The organism is Kitasatospora sp. NPDC056800 (assembly GCF_042789775.1).
GTDB lineage: Bacteria > Actinomycetota > Actinomycetes > Streptomycetales > Streptomycetaceae > Kitasatospora.
On the sequence record NZ_JBHUAL010000076.1, the window covers coordinates 1 to 26,928 of the forward strand.

General features: G+C 75.0%; 19 protein-coding genes. 10 read left to right on the top strand and 9 right to left on the bottom strand.

Features of this window, described 5'->3' with window-relative positions; genetic code table 11:
• Positions 1-36: 36 nt before the first annotated feature.
• Positions 37-1,905, bottom strand: coding sequence for an endonuclease/exonuclease/phosphatase family protein (locus ACFRQN_RS18625; protein ID WP_380741220.1), 1,869 nt, complete (start codon positions 1,903-1,905; stop codon positions 37-39).
• A 225-nt stretch (positions 1,906-2,130) separates the two neighbouring features.
• Entirely contained in the window at positions 2,131-3,084 is a 954-nt protein-coding gene (locus ACFRQN_RS18630) for a Gfo/Idh/MocA family protein (protein WP_380741221.1), read from the bottom strand.
• A 454-nt stretch (positions 3,085-3,538) separates the two neighbouring features.
• Here ACFRQN_RS18630 and ACFRQN_RS18635 point away from each other — a divergent pair, with 454 nt between their 5' ends.
• The 7 genes from ACFRQN_RS18635 (at position 3,539) to ACFRQN_RS18665 (ending at position 14,081) form a co-directional block, all read left to right on the top strand.
• Positions 3,539-4,348 carry a 2OG-Fe(II) oxygenase gene (locus ACFRQN_RS18635; RefSeq protein ID WP_117486672.1) on the top strand — a complete coding sequence of 270 codons (810 nt, stop codon included), beginning with the start codon at positions 3,539-3,541 and terminating at the stop codon, positions 4,346-4,348.
• Between the two features lie 56 nt (positions 4,349-4,404).
• Positions 4,405-8,709 carry an amino acid adenylation domain-containing protein gene (locus ACFRQN_RS18640; protein ID WP_380741222.1) on the top strand — a complete coding sequence of 1,435 codons (4,305 nt, stop codon included), beginning with the start codon at positions 4,405-4,407 and terminating at the stop codon, positions 8,707-8,709.
• Between the two features lie 5 nt (positions 8,710-8,714).
• Entirely contained in the window at positions 8,715-9,497 is a 783-nt protein-coding gene (locus ACFRQN_RS18645; protein WP_234348280.1) for an SDR family oxidoreductase, read from the top strand.
• Positions 9,498-9,594: 97 nt separating this feature from the next.
• The gene (locus tag ACFRQN_RS18650; protein WP_049650440.1) at positions 9,595-10,869 is read left to right on the top strand and encodes an ATP-grasp domain-containing protein; all 1,275 of its coding nucleotides are present in this window, start codon (positions 9,595-9,597) and stop codon (positions 10,867-10,869) included.
• On the top strand, positions 10,866-12,134 hold the full coding sequence (locus ACFRQN_RS18655) for an ATP-grasp domain-containing protein (protein WP_380741223.1): 1,269 nt from the start codon (positions 10,866-10,868) through the stop codon (positions 12,132-12,134). Before ACFRQN_RS18650 ends, ACFRQN_RS18655 begins: the two co-directional genes overlap by 4 nt.
• Positions 12,119-13,345, top strand: a complete 1,227-nt coding sequence (locus tag ACFRQN_RS18660; protein WP_074003740.1) for an MFS transporter — start codon at positions 12,119-12,121, stop codon at positions 13,343-13,345. Before ACFRQN_RS18655 ends, ACFRQN_RS18660 begins: the two co-directional genes overlap by 16 nt.
• 34 nt (positions 13,346-13,379) lie before the next feature.
• Entirely contained in the window at positions 13,380-14,081 is a 702-nt protein-coding gene (locus ACFRQN_RS18665; protein ID WP_049650443.1) for an aspartyl/asparaginyl beta-hydroxylase domain-containing protein, read from the top strand.
• 76 nt (positions 14,082-14,157) lie between these two features.
• Here ACFRQN_RS18665 and ACFRQN_RS18670 read toward each other — a convergent pair whose 3' ends face one another.
• The gene (locus ACFRQN_RS18670; RefSeq protein WP_380741224.1) at positions 14,158-14,946 is read right to left on the bottom strand and encodes a sugar phosphate isomerase/epimerase family protein; all 789 of its coding nucleotides are present in this window, start codon (positions 14,944-14,946) and stop codon (positions 14,158-14,160) included.
• 168 nt (positions 14,947-15,114) lie between these two features.
• On the opposite strand from ACFRQN_RS18670, the gene ACFRQN_RS18675 reads away from it, so the two are divergent.
• The 3 genes from ACFRQN_RS18675 to ACFRQN_RS18685 all read left to right on the top strand — a co-directional run bounded on the left by ACFRQN_RS18675 (position 15,115) and on the right by ACFRQN_RS18685 (position 18,699).
• The gene (locus ACFRQN_RS18675) at positions 15,115-16,329 is read left to right on the top strand and encodes an ROK family protein (protein WP_380741225.1); all 1,215 of its coding nucleotides are present in this window, start codon (positions 15,115-15,117) and stop codon (positions 16,327-16,329) included.
• 63 nt (positions 16,330-16,392) lie between these two features.
• Complete coding sequence (locus ACFRQN_RS18680; protein WP_380741226.1) at positions 16,393-17,421, top strand: hydroxyacid dehydrogenase; 1,029 nt, start codon at positions 16,393-16,395, stop codon at positions 17,419-17,421.
• A gap of 3 nt (positions 17,422-17,424) precedes the next feature.
• Positions 17,425-18,699, top strand: coding sequence for a sulfatase (locus ACFRQN_RS18685; RefSeq protein ID WP_380741227.1), 1,275 nt, complete (start codon positions 17,425-17,427; stop codon positions 18,697-18,699).
• Between the two features lie 47 nt (positions 18,700-18,746).
• On the opposite strand, the gene ACFRQN_RS18690 is transcribed toward ACFRQN_RS18685, so the two are convergent.
• The 6 genes from ACFRQN_RS18690 to ACFRQN_RS18715 form a co-directional block, all read right to left on the bottom strand.
• The gene (locus ACFRQN_RS18690; protein WP_380741228.1) at positions 18,747-20,750 is read right to left on the bottom strand and encodes a hypothetical protein; all 2,004 of its coding nucleotides are present in this window, start codon (positions 20,748-20,750) and stop codon (positions 18,747-18,749) included.
• A 17-nt stretch (positions 20,751-20,767) separates the two neighbouring features.
• Positions 20,768-22,585: a dipeptide ABC transporter ATP-binding protein gene (locus ACFRQN_RS18695; protein ID WP_380741229.1), complete on the bottom strand. Its 1,818-nt coding sequence runs from the start codon at positions 22,583-22,585 to the stop codon at positions 20,768-20,770.
• A complete protein-coding gene (locus ACFRQN_RS18700; protein WP_079272343.1) occupies positions 22,582-23,427 on the bottom strand; it encodes an ABC transporter permease in 846 nt (281 codons plus the stop codon). The genes ACFRQN_RS18695 and ACFRQN_RS18700 overlap by 4 nt, the downstream gene beginning before the upstream one ends.
• Positions 23,424-24,383, bottom strand: coding sequence for an ABC transporter permease (locus ACFRQN_RS18705; protein WP_380741230.1), 960 nt, complete (start codon positions 24,381-24,383; stop codon positions 23,424-23,426). The genes ACFRQN_RS18700 and ACFRQN_RS18705 overlap by 4 nt, the downstream gene beginning before the upstream one ends.
• A 126-nt stretch (positions 24,384-24,509) precedes the next feature.
• Positions 24,510-26,072: an ABC transporter substrate-binding protein gene (locus ACFRQN_RS18710; RefSeq protein WP_380741231.1), complete on the bottom strand. Its 1,563-nt coding sequence runs from the start codon at positions 26,070-26,072 to the stop codon at positions 24,510-24,512.
• 49 nt (positions 26,073-26,121) lie between these two features.
• A complete protein-coding gene (locus ACFRQN_RS18715; protein ID WP_380741232.1) occupies positions 26,122-26,910 on the bottom strand; it encodes a polysaccharide lyase in 789 nt (262 codons plus the stop codon).
• Positions 26,911-26,928 lie beyond the last annotated feature (18 nt).

The window sequence follows — 26,928 nt, forward strand, 5'->3', positions numbered from 1 at the left end:
TCACCGGCGGCGGAGGCAGCGTAACCGGTGCCCGGACTACGGCTTGATGCGGACCACCTGCGGGTCGTGGTCGCTGGCCTGCTGGGCGAACTCGGCGTTGATGTGCACCACGTCGTACTTGGCGTAGCCGACCTCGGGGCTGACCAGGATGTGGTCCAGCACCTGCGAGTTGCCCTGGTAGACGTACGAGTACTGCTCGGTCTCCGGCAGCTCGTTCACCAGGTCGCGCAGCACGCCGTCCTTGGTGAGCGCGGCCAGCGCGGGCGAGAACTGGTAGTCGTTGAAGTCGCCGAGGGAGACGACCTTGGCCTCCTTGTCGGCGGCCAGCAGCTTGGCGACGAAGGACTGCTCGACGGTGGCCTGCTTGATCCGCTGCACCTCGGAGCTGCGGGTCGGCTGCTGGAAGCGGCTGTCGATGCCCTGGTCGCCGCCCTTGCTGTTGAAGTGGTTGGCGATGACGAAGACCTTCTTGCCGCGGAAGGAGAACTGGCCGACCAGCGGCTTGCGGCTGTTGGTCCAGGCCTCGTCGTTCGGCTCGATCCGGCCGGGCGAGGCGGTCAGCGCGGTGCCCGCGCCGGTGCCGGTCACGCCGACGGCGGTGGTGGCGCTGCCGCCGGGGATGTCGGTGAAGGACACCCGCTGCGGGTTGAACAGGAAGACCTGGCGGATGTTGCCGCCGGGCTCGCCGCCGTCCTTGCCGTCCTGCGGGTCGACCGAGCGCCAGTCGTAGGACGGGCCGCCGGCTGCCTTGATCGCGGCGATGAACTTGGCGACGGTCTGGCTCGCGTCCACCGTGCCGTCGTTCTTGTTGCCGTTGTTGTCCTGGATCTCCTCCAGGGCGACGATGTCGGGCGAGCGCAGGTTGGTGACGACGCCCTGGGCCAGCTCGGCGAACTTGGCGTCCGGGTTGCCCGGGGCCAGGTTCTCCACGTTGTAGGTGGCGAGGGTGAGTTCGCGGTCGCCGGCCTGGGCGGTGACCTCGCGCTGGAGGTGGTTGTCCTTCAGGGTGCCCATGGTGCCGGCGACCAGGGTGTAGCCGCCGAAGTTGTTGTAGTCCAGCGGGCCGGTGGTGGTGCCGGTCAGCTCGTCGCCGACGTTGGCGACCGGGAACGGCCGCTGGTTCACCGGGGCCTGCTGCTGGATCATCAGCCGGCCGACGTTGGGCTCCTTGTACGACTCGTACAGCAGGCCGCCGCGCTTGCTGCGCTGGTCCTGCTTGTCGGCGGCGACCCACAGCTCGTTGTACTTGTCGGTCGCCTGCACCACCCGGACGTCCTTGACCTGGACGAGCATGCCCTCCAGCGACTCGTAGAAGTCGAGGGTGTACTTCTCCGGCTGGAGCGTGCCGCCGTCGATGGAGCCGTCCGGGCCGGCCGGCGGGGCGTAGGTGCCGGGGATGTTGCGGGTGTCCACGACCACCGGGGCGGGCAGCGGGTTGCCGGCCGACAGGACGGTGATGCCGGGGGCGGTGATCTCGGTGATGGACTGCGAGCCGCCGCTGTAGTTCGGGTAGTACTCGGTGACCTTGCCGCTCACCAGCACCGAGTCGCCGACCTGCACGGTCGGGTTGCCGCCGGTGTAGACGAAGATGCCCTCGCTGGTGGCCGGGTCGGCGTCGGGGTTCGGGTCCTGGAGCCAGAAGCCCTTGACGCTGCCGTACGCGCGCACGCCGGTGACGATGCCGGGCACTCCGGTGACGGGCTTGCCGGCCTGCGGGGATATCCGGGTGCTGCCCTGGATGTCGTGGATCCGCAGCGGGCCGGCCTCGGTCGGGGCCGGGGTCGCGGGCGCGGCGGCGTTCGCCACCGGCAGCGGGACGAGCACCAGCGAGGCGGCCAGCGTGGCCGGGATCAGGGCGGCGCGCAGCAGGGTTCTGCGGGGGCGGGAGGCGGGGGCGGTGGTCACCGGGGCAGGGCTCCTAGCTCCGTCGTGCGGCACGGTCGTGGCACGGCGGTCCGGGCGGAGGCGCGCGTCGGGCGCGCGCTGCTCGCGTGGCGAAGAAGCGGAGGACGGTCTCCCGCCCCCCGCGGCGCCCCTCAAGATACGCGCGTAGAAAATGCCCCGACAAGACCCCGACGGTGAACGGACGGTTCCCCGCAGGTGACGTGATGGCCGCTCAGCCCGGGTTTCTCACAGCCCGCTCCCAGCGGACTCCCAGGAAGCCTCGATCCGCTCCACCACCAGCTCGCACAGCTCGTGGGTGCGCAGCGCGTCGTGGGCGTCCAGGGTGCGCCCGGCGCGGACGGCCGCCAGGAAGGCGAGCACGCACTGCTCGATGCCGCGCTGACGGGCCACCGGCACCCAGTCGCCGCGGCGGCGGACGGTCGGCTGGCCGCGGTGGTCGACCACCTCGGCCAGGTTGTGCACCTCGCGCTTGGAGTCGCCGCCGGAGACCTCCAGCACCTCCTCGGTGGAGCCGGAGACCCGGTTCATGATGCCGAGGGCGGTGAAGCCCTCGCCGCCGAGGGTGAGCACCACGTGCTCGACCAGCCCGTCCCGGGTGCGGGCGCGGACGTCCACGTGCTCGATCTCGCCGGGGGCCAGGAACCGCAGTACGTCCACGACGTGGATGAAGTCGTCGAACACCAGGGTGCGGGCCGCCTCGGCCAGGCCCTCGCGGTTCTTCTGGAGCACGATCAGGTCGCGCGGGCGCTCCTTGGCCTGGGCGTAGCCGGGCGCGTAGCGGCGGTTGAAGCCGACCATCAGCGAGCGGCCGGTGCGGTCGGCGAGGTCGACCAGGCGGCGGGCGCCGTCCAGGGTGTAGTCGAGCGGCTTGTCGACGTAGACGTCCACCCCGGCGGTGAGCAGCCGCTCGACGATCGGGACGTGCTGGTCGGTGGCGGCGTGCACGAAGGCGGCGCGGATGCCGCTGCCGATCAGCGCGCCGAGGTCGGTGAAGCGGTGCTCGGGGGCGATCCGGTGGGTCTCGCCGAGCCGGTCGAGCTTGGCCGCGTCCCGGGTCATCAGCCGCAGGTCCAGCCCGGGCAGCGCGGTGAGCACCGGCAGGTAGGCCTTCTGGGCGATGTCGCCGAGGCCGATCACCCCGACCGGGAGCGGGGCGTCGGCGGCTGGCGTGCTGGTCATGAGGCCTCCCGGCATGCGGACGATCATCGGCGGACCCACCTTACGCACCGGCCGGCCCGGGCACGCCACCGCCCGCCGTCCGGTCCCGTCCGTGAACTGCTGACCATCCGTCACCAGTGGCTGATCACAGCCCCTTCGGACAACATGACATTGTACTGTCACATTGTCTGGGGTACGGTGATCGAGCGCTGACACCGGGGGCCCGGTGTCACGGAACGGAGGGACGCGGCGGAAACCAGGGCTCCGAACGCCCCCGCGGCCGACCGCCCGTTCCACTCCTCGTGCCGCTCCACGCGTCCTCGCGGCCGAGACCCCCGCCGGACGTGTCCGCCGTACCGCTCACGCGTCACGGCACCGCCGGCGGCCCCTCCGACGCCTCCACCGCACCAACGCCCCGCTGAACGCCGGAGGCGCGCGCACAGTCCTGTCCCGTCGCTTTCCCAGGAGCACGCTCATGACCGCCACCGCGCACGTCGTCAGGTCGGCAACGAACGAGATCGCCACCGAACTCACCGCCCGGACCCTGCTCCAGCTGGCCGAGCGCGAGATCGGCGCGATCCACGTACGCGGCTACTACCCCGTCGAGATCGCCGAGCAGGTCGCCCAGAAGGCGATCAACCACCAGGCGCTCGGGCACTACCACAAGCAGTACACCAGCAGTGTCGGACGGGTGTACATGCCGCACATCGACACCAAGTGGGACGCCGAGCTGACGAAGCAGTACCACGACAGCGCCCTGCCGGCCATCGAGGACGTCCGCTCGATGTTCCACCCGTACCTCTCGCCGATCGACCGGGTGCGCCTGGAGCTGCAGGAACTGTGGCCGGCCGGCGCCAACCTGCTGCGGCTGCGCGAGCGGGCCTGCTTCGTCGGCGCCTTCCGCGTCTTCCAGCCCTCGACCTCGAAGTTCTACCCGCACAACGACGCGATCGACCAGGAGACCGACGCCCCCGAAATCGCGGGCGTGCTCAACCAGTTGGTCGCCAACGTCTACCTCCAGGTCCCGAAGAAGGGCGGCGACCTGCACCTCTGGCTGCGCGAGCCGACCCCGGAGGAGACCGCGACGATCCTCGACGTCGAGGGCCTGCAGCCCGACTCCGTGGAGCCCCCGGTCCACGTGATCCACCCCGAGGCCGGCGACCTGATCATCTTCAGCCCCCGGATGCTGCACGCGGTGACCAGCGGCGAGGACGAACACCGGGTCGGCGCGGCCGCGTTCATCGCCACCAAGGGCCCGAGGGAACCGCTCGTCTACTGGAGCTGACGCCGCTCCCGCCACAGCCTTCGAATCGACCGTCGACACGCAGAGAGGACTTCGGCATGCTCCCGGCGCTCGTCCGCGCACACGCGCGAACCCACCCGCATCGAACGGCCGTCGTCGTGGGTCGGGAACGTCTGACCTACGCCCGACTCGCTTCCAGGGCGGACCGTCTGACGGACCTGTTGCGGGCGTCGGGCATCGGTCGCGGCTGTCTGGTCGGCATCCATCTCGACCGCACGGCCGACGCCGTGGTCGCCCAGCTGGCGGTCCTCGGCGCCGGCGCGGCCTTCACCCTCGTCGAGCCCACCGAGCCGGTCGCCGAGGGGGCGAACCGGCTCGCCCTCGCCGCCCCCGACCTCGTGCTCGCCGAGCCGCGCCACCACGGCGAGCTGCGCCGGTCCGGACTGCGGGTGGCGGACGGGCACGAGGCCGGCGGCGGCCTCGTGCCCCCGCCGGCCCCCGCCGGCGGGCCTACGGAACCCGGGCCCGCCGACGACGACACGGCCTACGTGCTCTACACCTCGGGCTCCACCGGGGTGCCCAAGGGCGTGCAGGTCTCGCACGCCAACATCCGGCACTACACCGAGTCCCTGCTCCAGCGGCTCGGCATCACCGAACCGCTCTCCTACGCGCACGTCACCACGCTCGCCGCCGATCTCGGCAACACCTGCCTGTTCCTCCCGCTGTGGACCGGCGGCACGCTGCACCTGGTGGACGACGCCACCCGGCGCGACCCGGCGGCGCTCCTGCGCTACCTCCAGGACCACCGGGTGGACGTCCTGAAGACCACCCCCTCGCACTGGAGCGTGGTCTTCCGGGCCTTCGGGCAGGACGGGACGACCCGGCCCGGGCTGCGCTTCCTGCTGCTCGGCGGGGAGTTGCTGGCGCTGCCGCTGGCCCGCCGGATCCTCGACTCCGGTGTCACCCGGAACCTCGTCAACCACTACGGGCCCACCGAGGCGACGGTGGGCGTCGCCGCGCACCGGCTGACCGCCGCGAGCGACCTCGACGCCCTCGACGGCGCCTCCGTGCCCATCGGCACCGCGCTGGGCCGCACCCGGCTCCTCGTCCGCGCCGACGACGGGACCTTCCACGACCGGGACGCGGTGGGCGAGTTGTACATCGCCGGCCCGTCGGTGGCGCTCGGCTACCGGGACGACCCGCAGGCCACCGCGGCGGCCTTCACGGACGACCTCGCGCGGCTCGACCCGGCCCTCGGACGCGCCTACCGCACCGGCGACCGGGTGCGCGCCGACTCCCGGGGCGTACTGGAGTTCCTCGGCCGGGGCGACCGGCAGGTCAAGGTCAGCGGGTACCGGATCGAACTCGGCCACGTCGAGGCGGGCCTGCGCCGGCACCCGGCGGTCGCCGACGCGGTGGCCGTCCTGCTCGCCAGGGACCGGGCGATGCTGGTCGCCGCCGTGGTGCCGGCCGCCGACGGCCGTGCGGCGGTCCAACCGGCCGCGCTGCGACGGGAGTTGCGGGAGCTGCTGCCCGCGCACATGGTCCCCGACCGGATCGAGGCCTTCGACGCCTTTCCGCGCAACGCCAACGGGAAGACCGACCAGGCCGCCCTCCGGGAGCTGCTCGAAGCACGGCTCGCCGAGCGCACGCCCCGCCCGTCCGACCCCGCCGCCGACGGCGGCGACCCGGTGCTCGCCGACGTCCTCGCCTCCTGGCAACGGCACCTGGGCCACGGCGACTTCGCGGTCGACCAGGACTTCGACCAGGCCGGCGGCAGCTCGATCGACGCCATCCAGGTCATCGCGGACCTCCAGGCCAAGGGCTACCGGGTGTCGGCCGCGGCCTTCCTCGCCGAACCGACGGCGGCCGCCCTGGCCACCCGGCTGCGGGAGGACCGCGGGGGCGACGACCACGGCCGCGCGTCCGCCGCCCGGGTCGTAGCGGACGACCGTGCGCTCTCCCCCGCCCAGACCTGGTTCTTCCGGCAGGAGTTCGCCCAGCCCGACCAGTGGAACCAGGCCCTGCTGCTGGAGACCGACAGCACGCCGCGGCCGGCCGAGCTGGCCGCCGCGGTCGCCGACGTGGTGGGCCTGCACCCCATGCTGCGCACCGCGTTCCGTCCGGGAGCCGACGGCCGGCGGCGCGAACTCGTCGATCCCGCCGACGCGTTCAGCTGGTCCCGGCTGCCCGAGGAGGACGGCCCGGCCGCCCGGACCGTCCGGGACGTCGCGGCCGCCCTCCAGCGGGAGATCCGCATCGCGGACGGCAACCTCTTCAAGGTGCACCTCTTCCTCGGCGACGGCCGGGCCGAACTGCTGCTGATCTGCCACCACCTGGCGATCGACGCGGTCTCCTGGCGCATCGTCGTCAGCGACCTCAGCCGCTGCTACAGCGAGCGGCTGCGCGGCGGCGAGCCCACCACCGCCCCCGGCCCGACCGGCTTCGGCCAGTGGGCCACCCACCTGCGCGACCGGACCGCGCAACTGCGCGGGGACCTCGCGCACTTCGACTCCCTGGCCCGGCTGCCCGCCGTCGCGCCACGGCCCGGCGCCCCCGGCGACAACCGCGAGGGCGACGCCCAGGCCCTCTGGTTCCGGCTCTCGCGCGCGCAGAGCGCCGCCCTGACCGAGGCCGCGGCCCGCTCCGGCATCCCCGCCCACGCGGCACTGCTGGGCGCCTTCGCCCAGGCGCTCACCGAGCAGCTCGGCACGGACGAACTCGTCGCGGACGTGGAGAGCCACGGCCGGATCTGCTTCGACGAGACGCTCGAAGTCTCCCGCGTGGTGGGCTGGTTCACCTCGACGTTCCCCGTCAGCGTGCGCACCGTCGCCGGGGACCTCGCCGCCACCGGCAAGTCCGCGGCGGCGGCCCTGGCCGAGGTGCCCGCCCTCGGGGTCGCCTACGGCCTGCACGAGCAGCCGCAGCGGGCCGACGTCTGCTTCAACTACCTCGGCCCGTTCGCCCTGCCCTTCGGCGACGACCTGCACCTGCGGCCCTCGCGCCACCCGGTGGGGCCGGTCCGCGGCCCGGAGAACGACCGCGGCTACGGCCTCAAGCTCACGGCGCGCGTCCACGACGGGCAGCTGGTGGCCGACCTCTCCTACACGCCCGCGCGCCACGACCCCGAGCGGATGCTCGACCTGGCCCGCGCCACCCGCGACCACCTGCTGCGCGGCGCGGGGCTCCCGCCCGCCGACGGCCGGTTCGTGCTGGAGTCGGGATCGAGCACCGGGCTCCTCGCCCAGGTGCCGGGCGCCCTGGAGTGCGAGCCGCCCGCCGGGTCCGTCCGCGAGTACGGCACCGTCCTGCTCACCGGCGCGACCGGTTTCATCGGCGCGCACCTGCTCGACCTCCTGCTGACCCGCACCCGGTCGAAGGTGGTCTGCCTGGTGCGCGCGAAGGAGGGCCGGACACCCGCCGAGCGCCTGGCGGACGCCTACGCCTGGTACGTCCCGGACGGTCGCCTCGACCGGTACGCCGACCGGCTCACCGTGCTGGCCGGCGACCTCGCCGAGCCGGACTTCGGCCTCGCCGAGCCGGACTACCGACGGCTGTGCCACGAGGCGGAGGCGCTCTACCACCTGGCCGCCGACACCAGGCTGTTCGGCGACCGCGAGTCCTTCGACCGGCAGAACACCGCGCCGGTGCGGGCGATGATCCGGCTGGCGACCACCGGCCGGCCCAAGGACCTGCACTACGTCTCGACGCTCGCGGTCTGCGGCGCCGGCGCGCCGGGCGATCCGGCCGTCTTCTCGGAGGACAGCCTGGACATCGGCCAGGAGTTCCTCAACGAGTACGAGCGCAGCAAGTACGACGCCGAGCGCCTCGTGCAGGGCTTCGCCACCCAGGGCGGCAACGCGTTCGTCTACCGCTCCGGCAACGTCAGCGGCCACTCGGTGTCCGGCCGCTTCCAGCGCAACGGCGGCGACAACCGGCTGGTCCAGCTGCTGCGGGCGTCGGTGCGGATCGGCCGGGTGCCCCGGGTCGGCGCCCTGACCCTCGCGCTGAGCCCGGTGGACGTGGTGGCGCGGGGCATCCTGGAGATCTCGCGCAGCGCGCGGGTGCGGGGCGGCACCTTCCACCTCGACACCCACCACGAGGTGTCCTACGAGCGGCTCTTCACGGTCCTGCGCGACCAGGGGTACGCCCTGGCCGAGGACGGGGCGGAAGGCTTCGCGGAGCTGTTCGGCCGCTACCTCGGCGACGGCGGGGAGCAGCTCTCGCTCGCGCACTTCTGGGCCGGCCGACCGGACCGCAACGTGCGGTACGACCACACCCGCACCCGGCGGCTGCTGGCCCGGCTGGGGGTGGAGTTCCCCGAGGTGACGGGCTCCTGGCTGCACGCCTTCTTCACCGGCCTCGGGCAGCAGGGCGAACTCCCCTCCGCGGGCACCAGGTAACCGACATGGACGACAGACAGGGAACAGGCATGGACGAGAAGCGGGTCGCCGTGGTCACCGGGGCCTCCTCCGGAATCGGGCGCGCGATCGCCGCGCGCTTCGCCCGGCAGGGCGTGCGGGTGCTGGCCACCGGCCGCGACGGCAGGAGGCTCGCCGACCTGGCGGCCGAGTCGGACCAGGCCCCGGGGGCGGTCCGGCCCTTCCCGGGCGACGTGACGACGCCCGGGCACGCGCGGGAGCTGCTGGCCGCGGCCGCGGCGGAGTGGGAGGCGGCGAGCATCTTCGTCGCCTGCGCCGGCCACGGCCTGCCGGGCACCGTGCTCGGCTCGGACCCCACCCGCTGGGAGCGGCTGATCGAGGTCAACGTCCTCGCCGTCCTCCACCAGCTCCGTGACGCCGCGGCCGAGTTCGTGCGGCAGGCGGAGCTGGACGGGGGGCGGCGGGTCCGCGACATCGTGGTCATCGGCTCGACCGTCGGACGGCAGGTCTCGGCCGCGAACCCGGTGTACGGGTCGACCAAGTTCGCCGTCCACTCGCTGGTCGAGGCGCTGCGCCAGGAGGTCTGCGCCCACAACGTCCGGGTGACCCTGATCGAACCCGGTTTCGTCCGCTCGGGCTTCCAGGACGCCGCCGGCTACGACAGCGCGTGGTTCGAGGCGGTCGCCGCCGAGAGCGGGCCGCTGCTGACCCCGGAGGACGTCGCGTCGGTCGTCGAGTTCGCGGTCGGCCGCCCGACCCACGTGCACCTCGACGACATCCGGCTCCGCCCCACCCGTCAGAAGGTCTGAGCGCCCCGCACCCCCCGGAGGAGCACCCCGCGGAGGCTTCCGCGCTGAGGCCGTCCGCCCGGCGGGCTCCGTCCGACCGACATGACGAGGAGGAACGTTGTCACAGCTCAGGCCGGTCGCCGTACTGGTCGACGCCTACACCTCCGGCGGCTACCTGCCACCGGAGTTCACCGCCCTGGGTGCGGACCTGGTGCACGTCCAGAGCACCCCCGGGCTGATGCCCTCCATGCCCGCCCCGGACCTGACCGTCTACCGGGCGAACATCGTCCACGAGGACCTCGACCGGACGGTGGCGGAGCTGGCGCGGTACGCACCGGTGTGCGTGCTCGCCGGACAGGAGCCGGGCGTGCTGCTCGCGGACCGGCTGTCGGAGCGGCTGGGCCTGGCGACCAACGGGACGGAGCTCTCCGAGGCCCGTCGGAACAAGTACCGGATGATCGAGGTGCTCCGCGCCGCCGGCCTGCACTGCGCCGACCAGTTCAAGAGCGGCGACCCGCAGGCCCTGGTGGACTGGGCGCAGCGCGCCGGGCGTTATCCGGTGGTCGTCAAGCCGCTCGACTCCGCCGCCGGCGACGGGGTCGTCGTCTGCGCCGACGCCGAGCAGGTGCGGTCCGCGGCGAAGGCCGTCCTGGACACCGAGACGATCTACGGCTCGCCCAACCGCGAGGCGCTCGTCCAGTCCTACCTGGAGGGGACGGAGTACGTCGTCGACATGGTCTCCCACGAGGGCCGGCGCTACGTGTGCGGCGTGTGGGAGTACCAGAAGCGCCTGCTGCCCTCGGGCCGCAACATCTACGACCGCGAGCGCCTGCTGTCGCCGGCCGAGCCGCCGGCGGCCGAGCTGACCGACTACGTGGACCGGGCGCTCGCCGCGCTGGGGGTCCGCCACGGGCCGAGCCACGCCGAGGTGATCGTCACCGCCGACGGGCCGGCGCTGGTGGAGGTCGGCTCGCGGATCGCCGGGAACATGCACCCCGGGTTCCACGACCGCTGCACCGGCGCCAACCAGGCGACGCTCAGCGCGCTCGCGTACCTGCGGCCCGAACGGTTCGCCGCCGAGTACGCGGGCCGCGGCTACCACAAGTTCGAGGAGGCCGTCTGCTGCACGACCTCCACCACGCTGTCGGGCGTGGTCGAGAGCGTCGACGAGCGGGCGGTGCGGCGGATCGCCGGGCTGGAGAGCGTGTTCGGCCTGAACCTGAAGCTCGGGCCCGGGGACCGGATCCGGCCGACCGTCGACCTCTACTCCAGCACGCTCAGGATCTTCCAGTGCGCCGGGACCGCGGACGCGATCCACCGCGACCACCGGCGCATCGAGGAGCTCAAGGACCAGGTCTACCGGTTGTCCGACACAGAGTCAGGTGAGAGATGAGCACCGTCGTCGTCGCTGTCGTCCCGGGCGCGGCCGTCGGCCCCGCCGCCATCGCCGCGGCGGTCCGGGCCCGCGGCCTCCGCCCGGTCTTCGTGGCCGTCGCCGGTGCCCTGGGGGCGCCGGAGCGGGCGGCGTACGAGGGTTTCGGGCCGGTCGTCGAGTGCGAGCCCGACGCGCCGGAGCCGGCGCTGGCCCTGCTGCGTCCCCACCGGCCCTGCGGCATCACCACGTTCAGCGAGCCGCTGGTCCCGCTGACCGCGCGGCTCGGCGACGGGCTGGGGCTGCTGTTCCACGAGGCCGAGACGGTCACCGTGCTCACCGACAAGCGGGCGCAGCGCGGACGGCTGGCGCGGGCCGGTGTGGACGCCGTCCGGTCGATCCCGGTGACGAGCCGGGAGGAGGCCCTGGCGGCGGTACGGGAGCTGGCCGGTCCGGTGGTCGTCAAGCCGGTCCACAGCCACAGCAGCCGCGACACCCACCTGGTGGCGGACGCCGAGGGCTACCCCGCGGAGCTGACGCCCACCGCCGAGCGCCCGTTCGTGGTCGAGGAGTACCTGCGCGGCCGGGACGAGGGCGACTTCGGCGACTACGTGTCCGTGGAGTCGCTCGTCGCCGACGACGCGGTCCACACGCTCGGCGTCACCGGCAAGTTCCCGCTGCTCGACCCGTTCCGCGAGCAGGGCCAGTTCTTCCCCTCCCAGCTGTCCCCCGCCGAGAGCGGCGAGGTGGCCCGGCTGGCCACCGAGGCGGCCCGCGCCCTCGGCATCCGGCGGGGCCTGGTGCACACCGAGATCAAGCTCACCGCGCGGGGCCCGCGGATCATCGAGGTCAACGGGCGGCTCGGCGCCTTCATCGCCGACCTGCACCGGCGGACCACCGGCCTGGACCTGCTGGAGCTGGGCATCGCGGTGGCCTGCGGACAGCCGGTCGAACCGTCGGCACCCGCCCCCGGGGACATCGCCTTCCAGTACTGGAACCTGCCGCCGCTGGCCGGCGGCGCGCTCCGCCGGGTGGACGGGGTGCGGGAGGCCGAACGGGAGCCGGGCCTCGTCGACTACGTCACCCGGGTGCCGGTGGGCAGCGAACTCGAACCGAGCGTGATGACGATGCGGCTGGACTTCCTGCGCGGCGGCGCGGCGGACCACGCGGCGATGCTCCGGGCCCTGGACCGCTGCCTGGCCCCGCTGCGGTTCACCTTCGGGCAGCCGGACGGCACGGCCCGTACCTGGCAGGCCTCCCGGGGCGGGCTGTGCTCGCCCGCGTAGCGGCGGCGGCCCGGGTCAGGCCGCCCGAGCGGACCGGTGCGCTGCTGTCGGCCACGCTCGTGCTGTCCGTCGGCAAGGGGGCCTTCCTCGCCACCGTGATGGTCTACCTGCTGCAGATCGTCGGGCTGACGCCGCTGCTCGCGACGGCCGGCCTGACGCTCTGGGGGGCGGCCTCGGCGGCGGTGGCGGTCCCGACCGGCCTGCTCGTCGACCGGGGCCGGGGCCGCGCCGTCGGCAGCGTCGCCGCCGTCTGCGCGGCGCTGCTGGTCCCGCTCTCGGCCCGGGTCCACACGCCGTGGGCCCTGCTGCTCGTGCTCTGCGTGGCCGGGGGCTTCGACAGCGCGGGCAACGTGGTCCGCCGCGCGATGCTGGCCGGCGCCGGAGGCGACAGCGTCAAGGCGCTCGCCTGGGCGCGCACCGTCACCAACATCGGGTTCGCCCTCGGCGCGCTGTGCTCCGTACGGCTGCTGGCCTCCCGTTCGCCGTCCGCCTACGAGACCGCCTACCTGCTGATCGGCGGCGGCTACCTCGTCATGGCGGCGTGCTTCGCCACCACCTCGCTCGGCGCCGGCCGGCGCGGCTCCCCCTCCGTCCGCGCACCGGGGGTGGTCGGCGCGCGGAGTCTGCGCACCGGCGGCGCACTGGCCGCGGCGACGGGGATCCTGACGGTCCACACGACGCTGCTCAGCACCGTGCTGCCGCTCTGGGTCACCCGGCACGCCTCGGTGCCGGTGTCCGTGCTGGGCTGGCTGGTGATGCTCAACTCGCTGATCGCCGTGGGCGGTCAGCTGGCCGTGAGCAGGCGCGCGGCGACGCGCGAGGGAGCGCTGCGCTGCTTCCGGAACTCCGCGGTGTGGACCGCGGGTTGCTGCCTGCTGCTCGGCCTGGTCCGGTTCGCGCCGACCGGCTGGCAGGTCGTCCTGCTCGTCGCGGCCACGATCGCGCTGACCGGCGGCGAACTGCTGGAGGCCGCGGGCGAGTGGGGCCTGTCCGCCGTGCTCGCGGCGGCCGACGAGCACGGCTTCTACCAGAGCGCCTGCGTCCTCGGCGAGACCACCCAGGGCGCGGCCGGCCCGCTGCTCGTCGCCGGCCTGGTCACCGCCGCGCCGGTCGCGGGCTGGATCGTCCTGGTGGCGGTGCTCGGAGCCGGCCGGTACATCGCCGGGTTCACCACGCCGCCACCCCACAAAGCCATCGCCATCGACTCATGACACGTCTCAGGACACACGGAATCGGGAGCGGACGATGAAAGGCTCACCCAGCGTCAACCACCCGCGTTTTCGGGCCGTCACCAACTGGATCTTCCTGCGCGGTGCGGGCGGCGAGGGCCGCCCGCGGATCATCCCCCCGCGCACGGTCTTTCCCGAGGTACGCGCCCTGGAGGCCGTCTACCCCGCCGTCCGGGCGGAGGTGGACGCGCTCCTGAGCCGCACGAGCATCCCGACCTACGGGACCTTCGACCCCGTGCGCGCGGCCCAGGTCTCGGAGGACTGGCGCCTCTACTACGCCTACATGTACGGCCGGCCCAACGAGCTGGCCAGGAAGGACTGCCCGGCGCTGCTCGACTTCGCGATGTCCACGCCCAACGTGGTCAACGCGTTCATCTCGATCCTGGACCCGGGAGTCGGCCTGCCGGCCCACCGGGACCCGTACGCCGGTGTGCTGCGCTACCACCTCGGCCTGCGGATCCCGAAGGACAACCCGCCGCGGATCAGGCTCGACCGCGACTACTACACCTGGCGGGAGGGCGAGGGAACCGTCCTGGACGTCTCGTTCGAGCACGAGGTGGAGAACCACAGCGACGAGCCCAGGGTCATCGTGATCGTCGACTTCCGCCGCCCGATGGGGCCGTTCGCCGATCTGCTCAACCGGTACTGCCTGCGCCTGAAGCAGAAGTGGGCCCCGCAGTTCGTCGAGGCCTCGAAGTACGACGTGATGCACAGCTGAGCGGCCGCGGTGCCGCGGGTGTGGGGCGTCGGCCTGGCCGGCGCCCCGCACCCGTGTGCCCCGGCGGGCGGGGTGCTCAGCCCGACGGGCGGTGCAGGGCGGCGAGGAAGGCCGCGCCCGCGGGGAGCAGCGGCGGCAGCGGGGCGGCCGCCGGGTGCCAGGGCGCCTCGTACTCCCAGCAGACCCAGGTGTCGGGCGGCAGCAGGCGCAGGCAGTCGGCGATCGGCAGGACGCCGGCGCCCAGCGGGAGCGGGGTGCGGTCGTGCGGGCCGGCGATGTCCTTGACCTGGACGTGGCCGAGGTACGGGGCGAGCGCCGCGTGGGTCCCGGCCGGGGTCTCGCCGGCCAGGTGGGTGTGCATCAGGTCCCACAGGGCGCCGACGGCCGGGTGGGCGACCCGGGCCAGCAGCCCGGCCACCGCCCGGCCGCCCCGGTGGGAGTCGTGGGTCTCGACGAGGACCCGCACGCCCAGCCGCCGGGCCTCCTCCGCGACCTCCGCGAGCCGCCGGACGGCCCGGTCGTCGGCCTCGGTGCGCGGGCCGTCGCCGCCGCGCGGGAAGACCCGCAGGCCGGCCGCGCCCAGGTCGGCGGCGAGCCGCAGGTGGGTGCGGAGCGCGTCGGTCACCGGGCGGTCCGGCCCGGGGGCGGCGACGCCGACGTAGGAGGCGAGCGCGAGCGGGGTGAGGCCGTGGGCGCGCAGGACGCGGGCGGCGCTGCGGCGCTCCCCCGGGGTCATCGCCGGGTGGACGGACTCGCCCTCGGCGCAGCGCAGTTCGAGCCCGTCCCAGCCGTGCTCGGCGGCGAGCCGGGCGGCCCCGGCCAGCGGGAGCCCGGGGAGGCCGAGCGTGGAGAGGGCGAGCGGCACGGCGGCTCCGTCGTTCGTCGGGCGCCCCGGGCAGGGCAGGGCGGGCAGGGCAGGGCGGGCACGGCGACCCGCGCGGGCGAGGAGGGCGGAGCGGGCCGGGCCAAGGATATATTCAAGCTGAGACAAAGTCCTGACCGTCCGGGCCCGGCCCGGTCCGAGGAGCGCGCGATGCCCCCGAGCCGTACCCCCGCCACCGCCACGACGCAGACCGTCGCCCAGGTGAACCAGACCGTCCTGCTGGAGGTGCTGCGGCGGCACGGCACGCTGTCCCGGCAGCGGCTGGCCGCCGAGAGCGGGCTGAGCACCGCGACCGTGCACCGGCTGGTGGAGGTGCTGCGGGCCGAGGGGCTGGTGGAGGTGGAGACGGAGCGGGCGCCGTCCGGCGGCGGCCGGCCGCCGCAGCTGATCCGGTACAACGCCCGCGCGCAGACCGTGCTGGCGATCGCGGTGCGCCCGCGCCGGATCGTCGGCGTGGTCGCCGCGCTGGACGGCACGGTGCTGCACGAGGCCGAGCACCACTGGGCGTTCCCCGGCCCGGACCGGCCGCGGGAGATCGCCGCCGACGAGCTGACCGGCCCGCTGCTCGCGCTGGTGGACGGCCTGCGGGACTGGGCCGGGCGGCACGCGGGCGCCCCCCGCGCCCTCGTCGTGGGCGTGCCCGGGGTGGTCCGGGACCGCACCGGGCTGGTCGAGTTCGCGCCCGCGCTGGACTGGCCCGGGCTGCGGCTGGGGGTGCTGCTCCAGGAGCGCTACGGCGTCCCGGTGGCGGTCGAGAGCAACGTCAACCTGGTCGCGCTGGCCGTGCGGGAGTCGCCCGCCGCGGCCGGGGTGGGCGACCTGGCGGCCGTCGTGGTGGGCATCGAGGTCGGCGCCGGGATCGTGCTGGACGGCCGGCTGCACCGCGGCCGGCTGGGCGCGGCCGGGGCGCTGGGCCACCTGATGGCCGGGCACGCGGCGCTGGACCGGCCGCTCGGGCGGACCGGCGACACCCAGGCGAGGATCGGCGACCACGCGGTGGACCGGCGGATCACCGAGGCCGGTCTGACGGTGTCCGGCACCCCGGCCGAGCGGGTGGCGGGGCTGTTCCGGCTGGGGCGCGAGGGCGATCCGGCGGCGGTGCGGCTGATCGGCGAGCTCACCGACGACCTGGCGCTGCTGGTGGCCAACCTGAGCACGGTGCTGGCGCCGGAGCTGATCGCCCTCGGCGGGCGGCTGTTCTGGGAGAGCGGGGGCGAGCTGCCGGCCGCGATCGAGAGCCGGCTGCAGGGGCGGGTGCCGGTCCTGCCGCGCCTGGTGGTCGTGCACAGCACCACCACCGAGCTGGTCGGCGCGGCCGCGGCGGCGGTCCGGCTCGCGGACGGGGCGACGTTCATCACCCGCTGAGGTCCGGGGCCGACCAGCCCTACCGCCCCCTCCCACTATTTCTCACTGTGATAGAAACTCCTTGTGCGTCAGCGACCCGAGGAGAACCGGATGCCCACCGCCGCCTTCGCGATGGACCCGGAGCGCTTCCCCGACGTCTACGGCCCGCGGGCCCGCGCCCGGGTCGCCGCCCGGGCCGAGGTGCTGGCCGACCCGGCCTCGCCCGACGGGGTGTGGAGCGCCGAGCGGCTGGCCGCCGCCGCGCCGGAGGCGCTGCGGGCCGTCGAGGTGCTGTTCACCGGCTGGGGCGGGCCCGTCCTGGACGCCGACGCCCTGGCCCGGCTCCCCCGCCTGCGGCTGGTGCTCTACGCGGCCGGTTCGGTGCGCCGGATCGCCGGGGAGGCGTTCTGGGCGGCGGGCGTCCCGATCGTCACCGCCGCCCACGCCAACGCCGTCCCGGTCGCGGAGTTCGCCGTGGCCCAGATCGTCTACGCCCTCAAGGGCGGCTGGCGCCACGTCCTCGACGCCCGGGCCGCCCGCGCCGCCGTCCCGGCCGCCCGCACCCCGGGCGGGTACGGCTCCACGGTCGGTGTCCTGTCGCTCGGCGCGGCCGGGCGCCTGGTCTGCGAGATGCTGCGCGGCTACGACGTCGAGGTCCTCGCGCACGACCCGTACGCCCCGGTGCCGCCCGGGGTGCGCGCCGTCGGCCTGGACGAACTCTTCGCCGCCGCCGACGTGGTGAGCGTGCACACCCCGCTGCTCCCCGCGACCCGCGGCCTCGTCGACCGGCGGCTGCTGACCTCGATGAAGCCCGGCGCCACCCTCGTCAACACCGCGCGCGGAGCCGTCCTGGACGAGCCCGCGCTGCTGGCCGTCCTCGCCGAACGCCCGGACCTCTTCGCCGTGCTGGACGTCACCGACCCCGAGCCGCCGCTGCCCGGCTCACCGCTGTTCACCCTGCCCAACGTGGTCGTCACCCCGCACCTGGCGGGCAGCCGGGGGCTGGAGCGCCGCCGCCTCGGCGACCTGGTCGTCGGCGAGTTCGAGCGCTGGCTGGACGGGGCCCCGCTGCGCCGGGCGCTCGACCCGCACACCTACGAACGGATGGCCTGACCCGTGCCGGATCCACAGAGCCCCGACGTCGTCCTGGTCCTGACGGACCAGCAGACCGCCGACGCGATGGGCGCCGCCGGGAACCCGTACCTGCGCACCCCCGCGATGGACGCGCTGGCCGCCGCCGGCACCCGCTACCCCAACGCCTACTGCGCCCAGCCGCTCTGCACCCCCTCCCGGGCCAGCCTGATGACCGGCCGCCTGCCCAGCACCGTCGGCGTCACCGGCAACACCGGCGGCCCCGAGGACCCGCTGCTCGGGCGCCTGTTCACCGAGGCCGGGTACGACTGCGGCTACGGCGGCAAGTGGCACCTGCCGGAGCTGGACCTGCCCGCCGACCGGGGCTTCCGCCGGATCCACCCGGCGGGCGGGGACGACGCCGGACTCGCCCGCGCCGCCGCCGGGTTCGTCCGCGCGCCGCGCGAGCGGCCGTTCCTGCTGGTCGCCTCCTTCCTGGAGCCGCACGGCATCTGCGAGTGGGCCCGCGGCCAGGACCCGCGCACCGGCCCGCTCCCGCCCGCGCCGCCCGTCCCCGAACTCCCGCCGCTGCCCGCCAACTTCCCGGTCGGACCGTACGATCCGGCACTGCCCCGGCTGGCCCGGCTGGCCCAGCCGCACACCCACCCGACGGAGCACTGGCGGGAGGACGACTGGCGCCGCTACCGGCACGCCTACTACGCCCTGGTGGAGCGGGTGGACCGGCACATCGGCCTGCTGCTGGCCGCGCTGGCGGAGCGCGGCGGCGACCGGGAGACCGTGGTGGTGTTCAGCTCCGACCACGGCGACGGCGCGGGCGCCCACCGCTGGAACCAGAAGTGGGCCCTGTACGAGGAGTGCGTGCGGGTGCCCCTGGTGGTCACCGGCCCCGGGGTGGCCGCCGGCGCGGTCGACGAGCGGCTGGTCGCGGCCGGGCTGGACCTCATCCCGACGCTCTGCGACCTGGCCGGGATCGAGGGGCCGGACGGGCTGCCCGGCCGCAGCGTCCGCGCGCCGCGGCCGCACGACAGCGTGGTGGTCGAGACCCGCTGGGAGATCCCCGGCTTCAACAACGCCCTGGGCCGGATGGTCCGCGCCGGGCACCACAAGTACGTCTGCTACGCCTGGGGCGACCACCGGGAGCAGCTCTTCGACCTCGCCGCCGACCCCGGCGAGCTGGTCAACCTCGCGGTCGACGCCCGGCACGCGGCGCTGCTCGACCGCTTCCGGGGCCTGCTGGCCGGGCACTGCGCTGAGGTCGCCGACCCGTTCGCGCGCTTCGTGCCGCACACCGCGCGCTGACGCGAAAGGGGCCGGCCCGCCCGGGCCGGCCCCTTCCCTCGCGGTCGTTACGGCCGGACGGCGATCAGCTCGCGCCCGCGCAGCGTGTAGAGCACGCCGTGCTCGTCCGCGGCCAGCCTGGCGCCGCTGTACCACTCGGCGTCCAGCCCGACCAGCACGGTGGCGGCCAGGGTCTCGCGGTCCAGCCGGAACAGGCTCCGCTCGCTGACCCCATACAGGGCCCCGCCGAGCGCCAGCAGCCGCGGGTTGGCGCCGGAGACGGCCCCCAGATCGGCCCGCCGCCCGATCACCGGCACGAACCCGGCCCGCCGCGAGCCGCACAGGTCGACGGTGAACGCCCGGCCGTTCACGGTCAGGCCGTACAGGGTGTTCCCGAGCACGGCGAGGCTGCTGACGCCCGCGCCGAGGTCGGTCGCGGTGCGCCACAGCTCGCGGCCGGCCACCGGGTCCCAGGCGGCCAGGTCGCCGCGCGGGCCGGTGGGCCGGGCGTTGTCGCCGCCGAGGAAGGCCTGGCCGTGCCCGGCGGCGACGGCGCGCACCAGCTGCTCGGGGCCGAGCGGGTCGGTGTGCACGGTGGGCCGGCCGCTGCCCGGGCGGTAGGTGACGAAGGAGCCGCCGCCGGTGGTGTCGGCCTGGACGCCGAGCAGCAGCAGGCCGCTGTCCGGGTCCCGGCGGATCACCTGCGGCCGGTTCTGCTCCTGCGGCAGCGCGGCCTCCTTGACGGGTGCCGGGTCGCTTCCCGGCCGGTAGCGCCAGATGCCCTGCGAGGAGTAGACGCCCAGGTAGAGGGTGCCGTCGTCGAGGACCACGGTGTCCTTGGCCTCGCCCGGCACCGGGAGCTTGCGGACGGTCCCGGCGGCCAGGTCGTGGAGGGCGAGCGAGCCGTTGCCGCCGACGTAGACCCGCCCGGCGCGGGCCGCGACCGACATGCCGAGCTGGGCGGCGGCGGGGGCGCCCGCCTCGACCAGGTCCCGGGTGGCGACGGCCCCGGTGCCGAGGTCGAGGGTCCAGACGGTGCCGCCCTCGGTGACGCCCGCGAGGGTGTCGCCGAGCCGGCCGAGGCCCCAGGAGTTGCCGTCCGGCACCGGCACGGCGAGCTGGTCGAGCGCGCCGGTGGCGAGGTCGTGGCGCCACAGCACGCCGTGCTCGGTGGAGGTGAACCAGAGGGTGTCCCCCCGGCGCTGGAAGTTGGTGACGCTCTTGGTGCCGGGGACGGCGAAGGAGCGCAGCACCCGGTGGTCGGCCGGGTCGAGCAGCGCCACGTGGGCGGGCGCGCCCTCGGTGGAGACCGCCAGCAGGTCGTCGCCGAGGACGGTGATCCGGCGGATGATCGTGTCGCCGCGCAGGTCGGGCGGGGTGATGTCGGTGACGGCGCCGGTGGCCCGCTCGACGGCGTACAGGCTCGCCCTGGTCGCCCCGCCGCCGCCCGCGAGGTTGCTGCCGACGCCGAGGTAGGCGTGGGTCGCGGTGGCCGCGACGGCCCGGCCCTGGGTGGCGTTCGGCGCCGGGGAGGCGACCTCGGTGACGGCGCCGGTGGCCGGGCTCCAGGCGTAGAGGCCGGGGCCGGCGGCCCGGCCCTTCTGCCGTCCGGTCGCGTAGACCGTCCCGTCGGGCGCGACGGCCACGTCCCGCACGTCGGCGCCGGGGACGCTGCCGAGCGCGGTGAGGGTGCCGTCGTAGCGGTAGAGGTTGGCCGCGCCCGGGGCGTCGGTGACGCCGAGGTGGAGCACGCCGCCGTGGGCGGCCGAGCCCTGGACGAAGTTGCCGGTGGGCAGGTCGACGGTGGCGGTGACCCGGCCGGTCGGCAGGTGGTAGCCGATCACCCGGGCGGGGGCGAGGTTGCGCGAGCCGATCCACAGGGTGTCGTCGACCAGTGTGGCGCTCATCAGGGGGAAGTCGCTGTTCCCGGGGCCGAGTCCGGTCACCTCGGGCTCGCGGGCCGCGGGCGCGGCGGGGGCCGCCGCGGCGGCGGGCGGGCCGAGCACCGAGAGCGCGGCCACCGCGCCGGTGCCGAGCAGGAGTTGGCGGCGGGAGGGGTTCACGGCAGGCATGGGGCTCCAGGGTCCGGTCATGGTCGGGACGGTTCGGGAGCGCCGGCGGCCGCCAGCAGCTCCCGGGTGTACGGGTGCGCGGGGGCGGCGAACAGCTCGGCGGCGGGCGCCTGTTCGACCACCCGACCGTGCCGCAGCACCAGCACCTCGTCGCAGAGGTGCCGGACCAGCGCGAGGTCGTGCGAGATGAACACCAGCCCCACGCCGTGCTGTTCGCGCAGGTCGGCGAAGAGGTTGAGGATCTGCGCCTGGACCGAGACGTCCAGCGCGGAGGTCGGCTCGTCGGCGACCAGCACCTGCGGGCCGACGGCCAGCGCCCGCGCGATCGCGACCCGCTGGCGCTGGCCGCCGGAGAGCCGGTGCGGCCGGGCGTCGAGCACCGCCTCGGGCAGGCCGACCAGCTCGCACAGTCCGCGCGGGTCGCGGTCCCGCAGCCCGTGGGTCGTCAGCGGCTCGGCCAGCGCCTCGCGCACCGTCATCCGGGGGCTGAGCGAGGCGTACGGGTCCTGGAAGACCAGCTGTACCCGGCGCCGCAGTTCGCGTTCCTCGGCGCGGTCGGCCCCGGCCCAGGAGCGGCCGTCCACCCGGACCGTCCCGGCCTGCGGGCGCACCAGCCCGAGCAGCGCGCGGGCCAGGGTGGACTTCCCGGAGCCGGACTCGCCGATCACCCCGACCGCCCGGCCGGGCGCGGCGCTCAGGCTCACGCCGTCCAGCGCCGGGGGCCGGCGGCGGCCGTAGCGGACGGTGAGGCCCTCCGCGACCAGGACGGGCTCGGCGGCCCGCTCCACCCGTCGCGCCTCGACGATCTGACGTTCCGTCACCACAGCCTGTGCCACGGGGAGATGGCAGGCGAAGCCGAATTCGCCGGTGTCGGTCCACTCCGGCGCCGAGTCCGTGCAGCGATCGGCGGCGGCCGCGCAGCGCGGTGCGAAGGCGCAGCCGGCGGGCGCCTCCCCGGCCGCCGGCGGGCGTCCGCCGATGACGGTGAGCGGCGCGCCGGGCGGGCCGTCCAGCCGGGGCACGCCGGCCAGCAGCCCGGCGGTGTACCGGTGCCGGGGCGCGGCCAACAGGCCTGCGGTGGGCGCCCGTTCGACGATCCGTCCGGCGTACATCACCTGGACGGTGTCGCAGCTGCGGGCCACCACGCCGAGGTCATGGGTGATCAGCAGGACGGCCGTGCCGGTCTCGTCGCGCAGCCGGACCAGCAGGTCCAGGATCTCCACCCGGGTGCTCGGGTCGAGCGCGGTGGTCGGCTCGTCGGCGATCAGCAGCTCGGGGCGGTTGGCCATCGCCATGGCGATCAGCACGCGCTGGCGCATGCCGCCGGAGAACTCGTGCGGCCGGTCGCGGTAGCGGCGCGCGGGCTCGGCGATGCCGACCAGGTCGAGGAGTTCGAGCGCCCGGGCCCGGGCTTCGCGGCGGCCCGCGCCGTGCACCAGGGCGGCCTCGGCGAGCTGGCGGCCGACCGGCATCCGGGGGTTGAGGTGGGCCAGCGGGTCCTGGAAGACCATGCCGATGCGCCGGCCGCGCACCGCGCGCACGGCGGGCTCGGGCAGGGCCAGCAGGTCGGTGCCGTCGAAGCGGACGGTGCCGCCGGTGGTGCGGCAGCCCGGCGGCAGCATCCGGTTGACGGCCAGCGCGGTGAGGGTCTTGCCGGAGCCGGACTCGCCGACCAGGCCGAGGATCTCGCCCGGCCGCACGGTGAGGTCCACCCCGCGCACCGCCTCGCCGCCGCCCGCCGTGACGCGCAGACCGCGCACCTCCAGCAGCGGCGGGCCCGGCACCGGTGCGGCGGTCGGGGCCTCGACGGTGGTGATGGCATCGGTCGTGGTCACCGCAGTCTCTCCCGGTTGAACGAGTCGGCGAGCAGGGTCAGGCCGAACACCAGCAGGCCGAGCAGGACCACCGGCGCCAGGGCGTAACCCGGGTGGAGGAAGAGGTACTTGGAGCCGGTGTTGATCATCGTGCCGAGCGAGGGGGCGGGCGGCTGGATGCCGAGGCCCAGCACGCTCAGGCCGCCCTCGGTCTTGACGGCGTGCGCCATCGCGACGGCCAGCAGCGCGGTGGTGGCGTCGACGACGTTCGGCAGCACGTGGCGGCGCAGGATCCGGCCGCGCGGCACGCCGAGCACCCGGGCCGCCACCACGTGGTCGCGGGCCAGCTGGGCGAGCAGGGCCGCCCGCGCCTGGCGTCCGAAGGAGGGCAGCGCGCTGAGCACGATGGTGGCCACCACGGTGCCCAGCCCCGGGCGCACCAGCAGGGCGAGCGCGAGGCCGAGCAGGACGCCGTGCAGGCCGAGCAGCAGGTCGAACAGCCGCTGGACGGCCTCGCCCAGCAGCCGGTTCAGCCCGCCGAGCAGGCCCAGCGCGGTGCCGAGCACGGCGGCCGCGGGGACGGCCAGCAGGCAGACCAGCAGTTCGGTGCGGATCCCGGCCAGCGCCCGGGCGAGCAGGTCGCGGCCGACCTCGTCGGTGCCCAGCAGGTGGGCCGCCGACGGCCCGGCCAGGGCGTCCGGGCCCTGCCGGTAGGGGTCGGCGGCGAGCAGCGGGCCGAGCAGCCCCAGCAGCACGACCAGGAGGACGAGGAGCGCGCCGGTGCGCCCGCGCCGGGTGCGCAGCGCGGCCGGGAGCGCGGGCAGGGCGAGCCGGCGGCGGCGTACGGCGAGGGTGCTGGTCACCGGTCCTCCCCGGTGCCGGCGCGGGCGATCCGCGGGTCGAGCCGGCCGACCAGCAGCTCCGAGCCGAGCTGGACGAGTACGGCGACGGCGACCGCGAGCATGATCAGGGTCTGGGCGACCGGGTAGTCCCGCTGGTTGATGGCGTCCAGCAGCAGCTGGCCCAGGCCGTGCCGGGCGAAGAGCTGTTCGGCGACCACCGCGCCGCCGAGCAACTCGCCCAGGTGCAGGCCGAATTCGACGCAGAACGGGGCCAGGCTGTTGGGCAGCACGTGGCGCGCCAGGACCCGCCGGGACGAGGCCCCCTTGGCGACGGCCGTCAGCACGAACTCCTCCTGGCGGGTGCGGCGCAGCTCGGTGGCGAGCAGCCGGGCCAGCACCGCCGCCCCCGGCAGCGCGAGCGCGACGGCGGGCAGGGCGAGGTACTGGACGGCGAGGTCCGGCGCGGTGAACAGGTCCCGCTCGCCGCCGGCGGGCAGCAGGCGCAGCAGGACCGCGAAGACGAAGACGAAGAGCACGGCGGTGACGTACACCGGCAGCGCCAGCAGGGCGGTGGCCAGCGGGTCGAGCACCCGGGCGAGCCGGCCGCGGCGCTCGGCGGCCAGCGCGACGCCCAGCAGCAGGCCGAGGACCAGCATCAGCAGCCCGGCGACGAGGGCGAGTTGGACGGTGCTGCCGACGCTCTGGCCGATCAGCCGGGTGACCGGCTCCCGGTAGTGGAAGGAGCTGCCCGGGTCCCCGGTGAGCAGTCCGTGCAGCCAGCCCAGGTACTGGACGGGCATCGGCCGGTCCACGCCGAGGCTGCCGGCGAGCCGGTCGCGCTGCTCCTGGTCGGCCTCGGCGCCGAGCGCGGCGGAGACCGGGTCGCCGGGGGCGAGGCGGAGCAGCAGGAAGACGGCGACGGAGGCGAGCCAGAGCGTGGCCAGCGCGCCGGCCGCCTTTCTGGTCCAGTAGGGCACGGGGGTACTCCAAGGGGGTCGGAGGAGCCGCCCCAGGGCGGTGGGGGTCGCCCTGGGACGGCCGTCAGGCGGTGCGTCCGACGGTGCGGCGCGGCGACGGCGCCCGGCGGTGTGTCAGGCGGTGTGTCAGGCGGTGCGCCGGGTGTCGTCGAGCCGCAGGTAGCCGAGCGCGCTGGTGGCCACGCCGCGCACCGAGGAGGCCAGGGCGTAGGTCTCCCAGGCGTGCGCGAGGGTGATGTGGAAGGACTCGGTGAGCAGGTACTCGGACAGGTCGTGGTTGACCTCGGCCCGGGCCTGCTCGTCGGCGGCGGCGAAGGCGCGGGACTGGAGGTCGGCGTAGGCGGGGTCGGTGACGTGCGAGGTGTTCCGGCCGACCTGGAGCGGCCCGGAGACGGTGATCCCGCTCAGCGGGGAGACGCTGACCATGCCGTGGTTGGCGATGAACAGCCCGTCCAGCGTGCCCTGTTGGATCTTCGGCTGGAGCGCGGCGTTGTCCAGCAGCTGGACGTCGACGCCGAACCCGGCCTGCTCCAGGTCGTACTTGACCAGTTCCACGAGGGAGGCGAAGACCGGCGAGTTGGCGGCGGTGAGCGGCACCCGGGTGCCCTCGGCGCCGGCCTCCCGGAGCAGTCCGCGGGCCTTCTCCGGGTCGTGCGGGTAGCGGGTGACCTGGTCGGGGGTGACGCCGGGGGTGTTGGAGGGCCAGGGCAGGCTGCTCGCCTCGGCGTGGCCGCCGTACACCTGGGCGACGATGCGGTCGCGGTCCACCGCGTACTGGAGGGCCTGGCGCACCCGGCGGTCGCCGAAGGGCCCGCTGGTGACGTTCACGCCGAGGAACGCCTGCTGGTAGGAGGACCTGGCGGACTGCACGGTGAAGGCCGGGTTCCCGCCGAGCACCTTGAGGTCGCGGCCGGGCACCGCGCCGATCAGGTGAGACTGCCCCGACTGGAGGGCGGACAGCGCGGCCTGGCTGCTGGTCACCGACCGGACGGTGATCCGCTCGAAGTGCGGCCGGCCGCTCTGCCAGTAGCGGTCGTAGCGGGCCAGGTCGAGCTGGTTGCCGCCCTTGAACGCCTGCCAGGTGAACGGCCCGGTGCCGTTGACCCTGTCGGCGGCCTTGCCGTCGACGTACGTGCGGGCGTCCACCACGGGGTTGAAGGCCAGCGCGTCGAACAGGTTGCTGGTGGGCTTGGCGAGGGTGAGGGTGACCTCGTTCGGGGCGCTCGCCCGGATGTCGGCGAGCCGTTCCAGCAGCGGCTTGACCTGGGAGGACTTGGCCGCGCCGGTGAGCGAGAAGACGACGTCGTCCGGGCTGAGCGGGCGGCCGTCGTGGAAGGTGACGTCCTCGCGCAGCTTGAGCACGAGCCTGGTGCGGTCGGCGCTCCACTCCCAGGAGGTGGCGAGCCAGGGCACGGGCTGGAGGGTCTGCGGGTCGAGGTCGACCAGCCGGTCCAGCACCAGGTTGACGAACACCGGGGTGTCCGGGCCGCGGTGGAGCAGCTGGGTGGGGTCGGGGGCGGCGCCGTAGACGATCTGGAGGTCCGGCGCGGAGGCGGTGGCGGGGGCCGCGGCCCCGCCGGCGGCGTCCTCGGTGGCGGAGCGGCAGCCCGCCGCCAGCAGGACCGCTCCGGCGCTCAGGCCGAGGAAGCCTCTTCGGGGCAGGCCGTGGTGGCGGGCCGCGTCGCTCATGGTGGTGCTACCTCTTCGGTTCTCGGGGTCTCGGTCGGCGGGTGCGGTGTCAGTACCTGGTCACGACGACGCTGTCGCTCCAGGCCACCACGTCGGGGCCGCCGGTCGGGTAGGGGATGTTCTTGGCCGGGTTCCAGTTGGCCCGGTAGATGCCGGTCTTGAAGTACGGCGACTGGTTCTGGTGGTAGTTGTTGAGGCCGCTGTACGCGCCGACCTGCGCGCCGTCCCGGTAGACGGTGACGGCGCCGGGGGTGGTGTCGGTGGACCAGGTGATGTCGAAGGCCCACTGGTTCCAGTGGCCGAACTGCACGTCGCCGAGCGGGATCACCGCCTCCTGGACGGTGCTCGGGTCGGTCAGCCAGTGCACCTTGAGCCGCCAGCTGCCGTCCTTGACGGTCAGGGCGATCGGCGGCTTGGTGTCGCTGCCGTCGGCGAGCGGGTAGCCGTGCCACTGGGCGAGGATCGTCTCGGTGGACGTCCGCACCCAGTCGGCGGGCAGGTAGTCGGCGAGGGCGAAGCGGTAGCTGCCCCAGCCGAGGGAGTTGACGGCGACCTCGGAGCGGTAGGAGGCGCCGTCGTTCGGGACGCTGAAGCGGGCGGCCTGGCCGGTGCCTCCGGCGGGTGCGGGGGCCACGGTGATGCTGCCGTTGCCGTCGACGCGCTGGCGGGTCCAGGCGGCGAGGGTGCCGGATTCGAAGTCGTCGGCGAAGACCTCGGTGGCGGCGGTCACGGCCGCGGGGGCGGGAGCGGGGGCGGCGGCGTGGGCGGGAGCGGCGGCGGTCACGGTCAGGGCGGCGGTGAGCACGGCGCCGGCGAGGCGGCCGGGGAGTCGGGACACGGGTTCTTCTCCATCTCG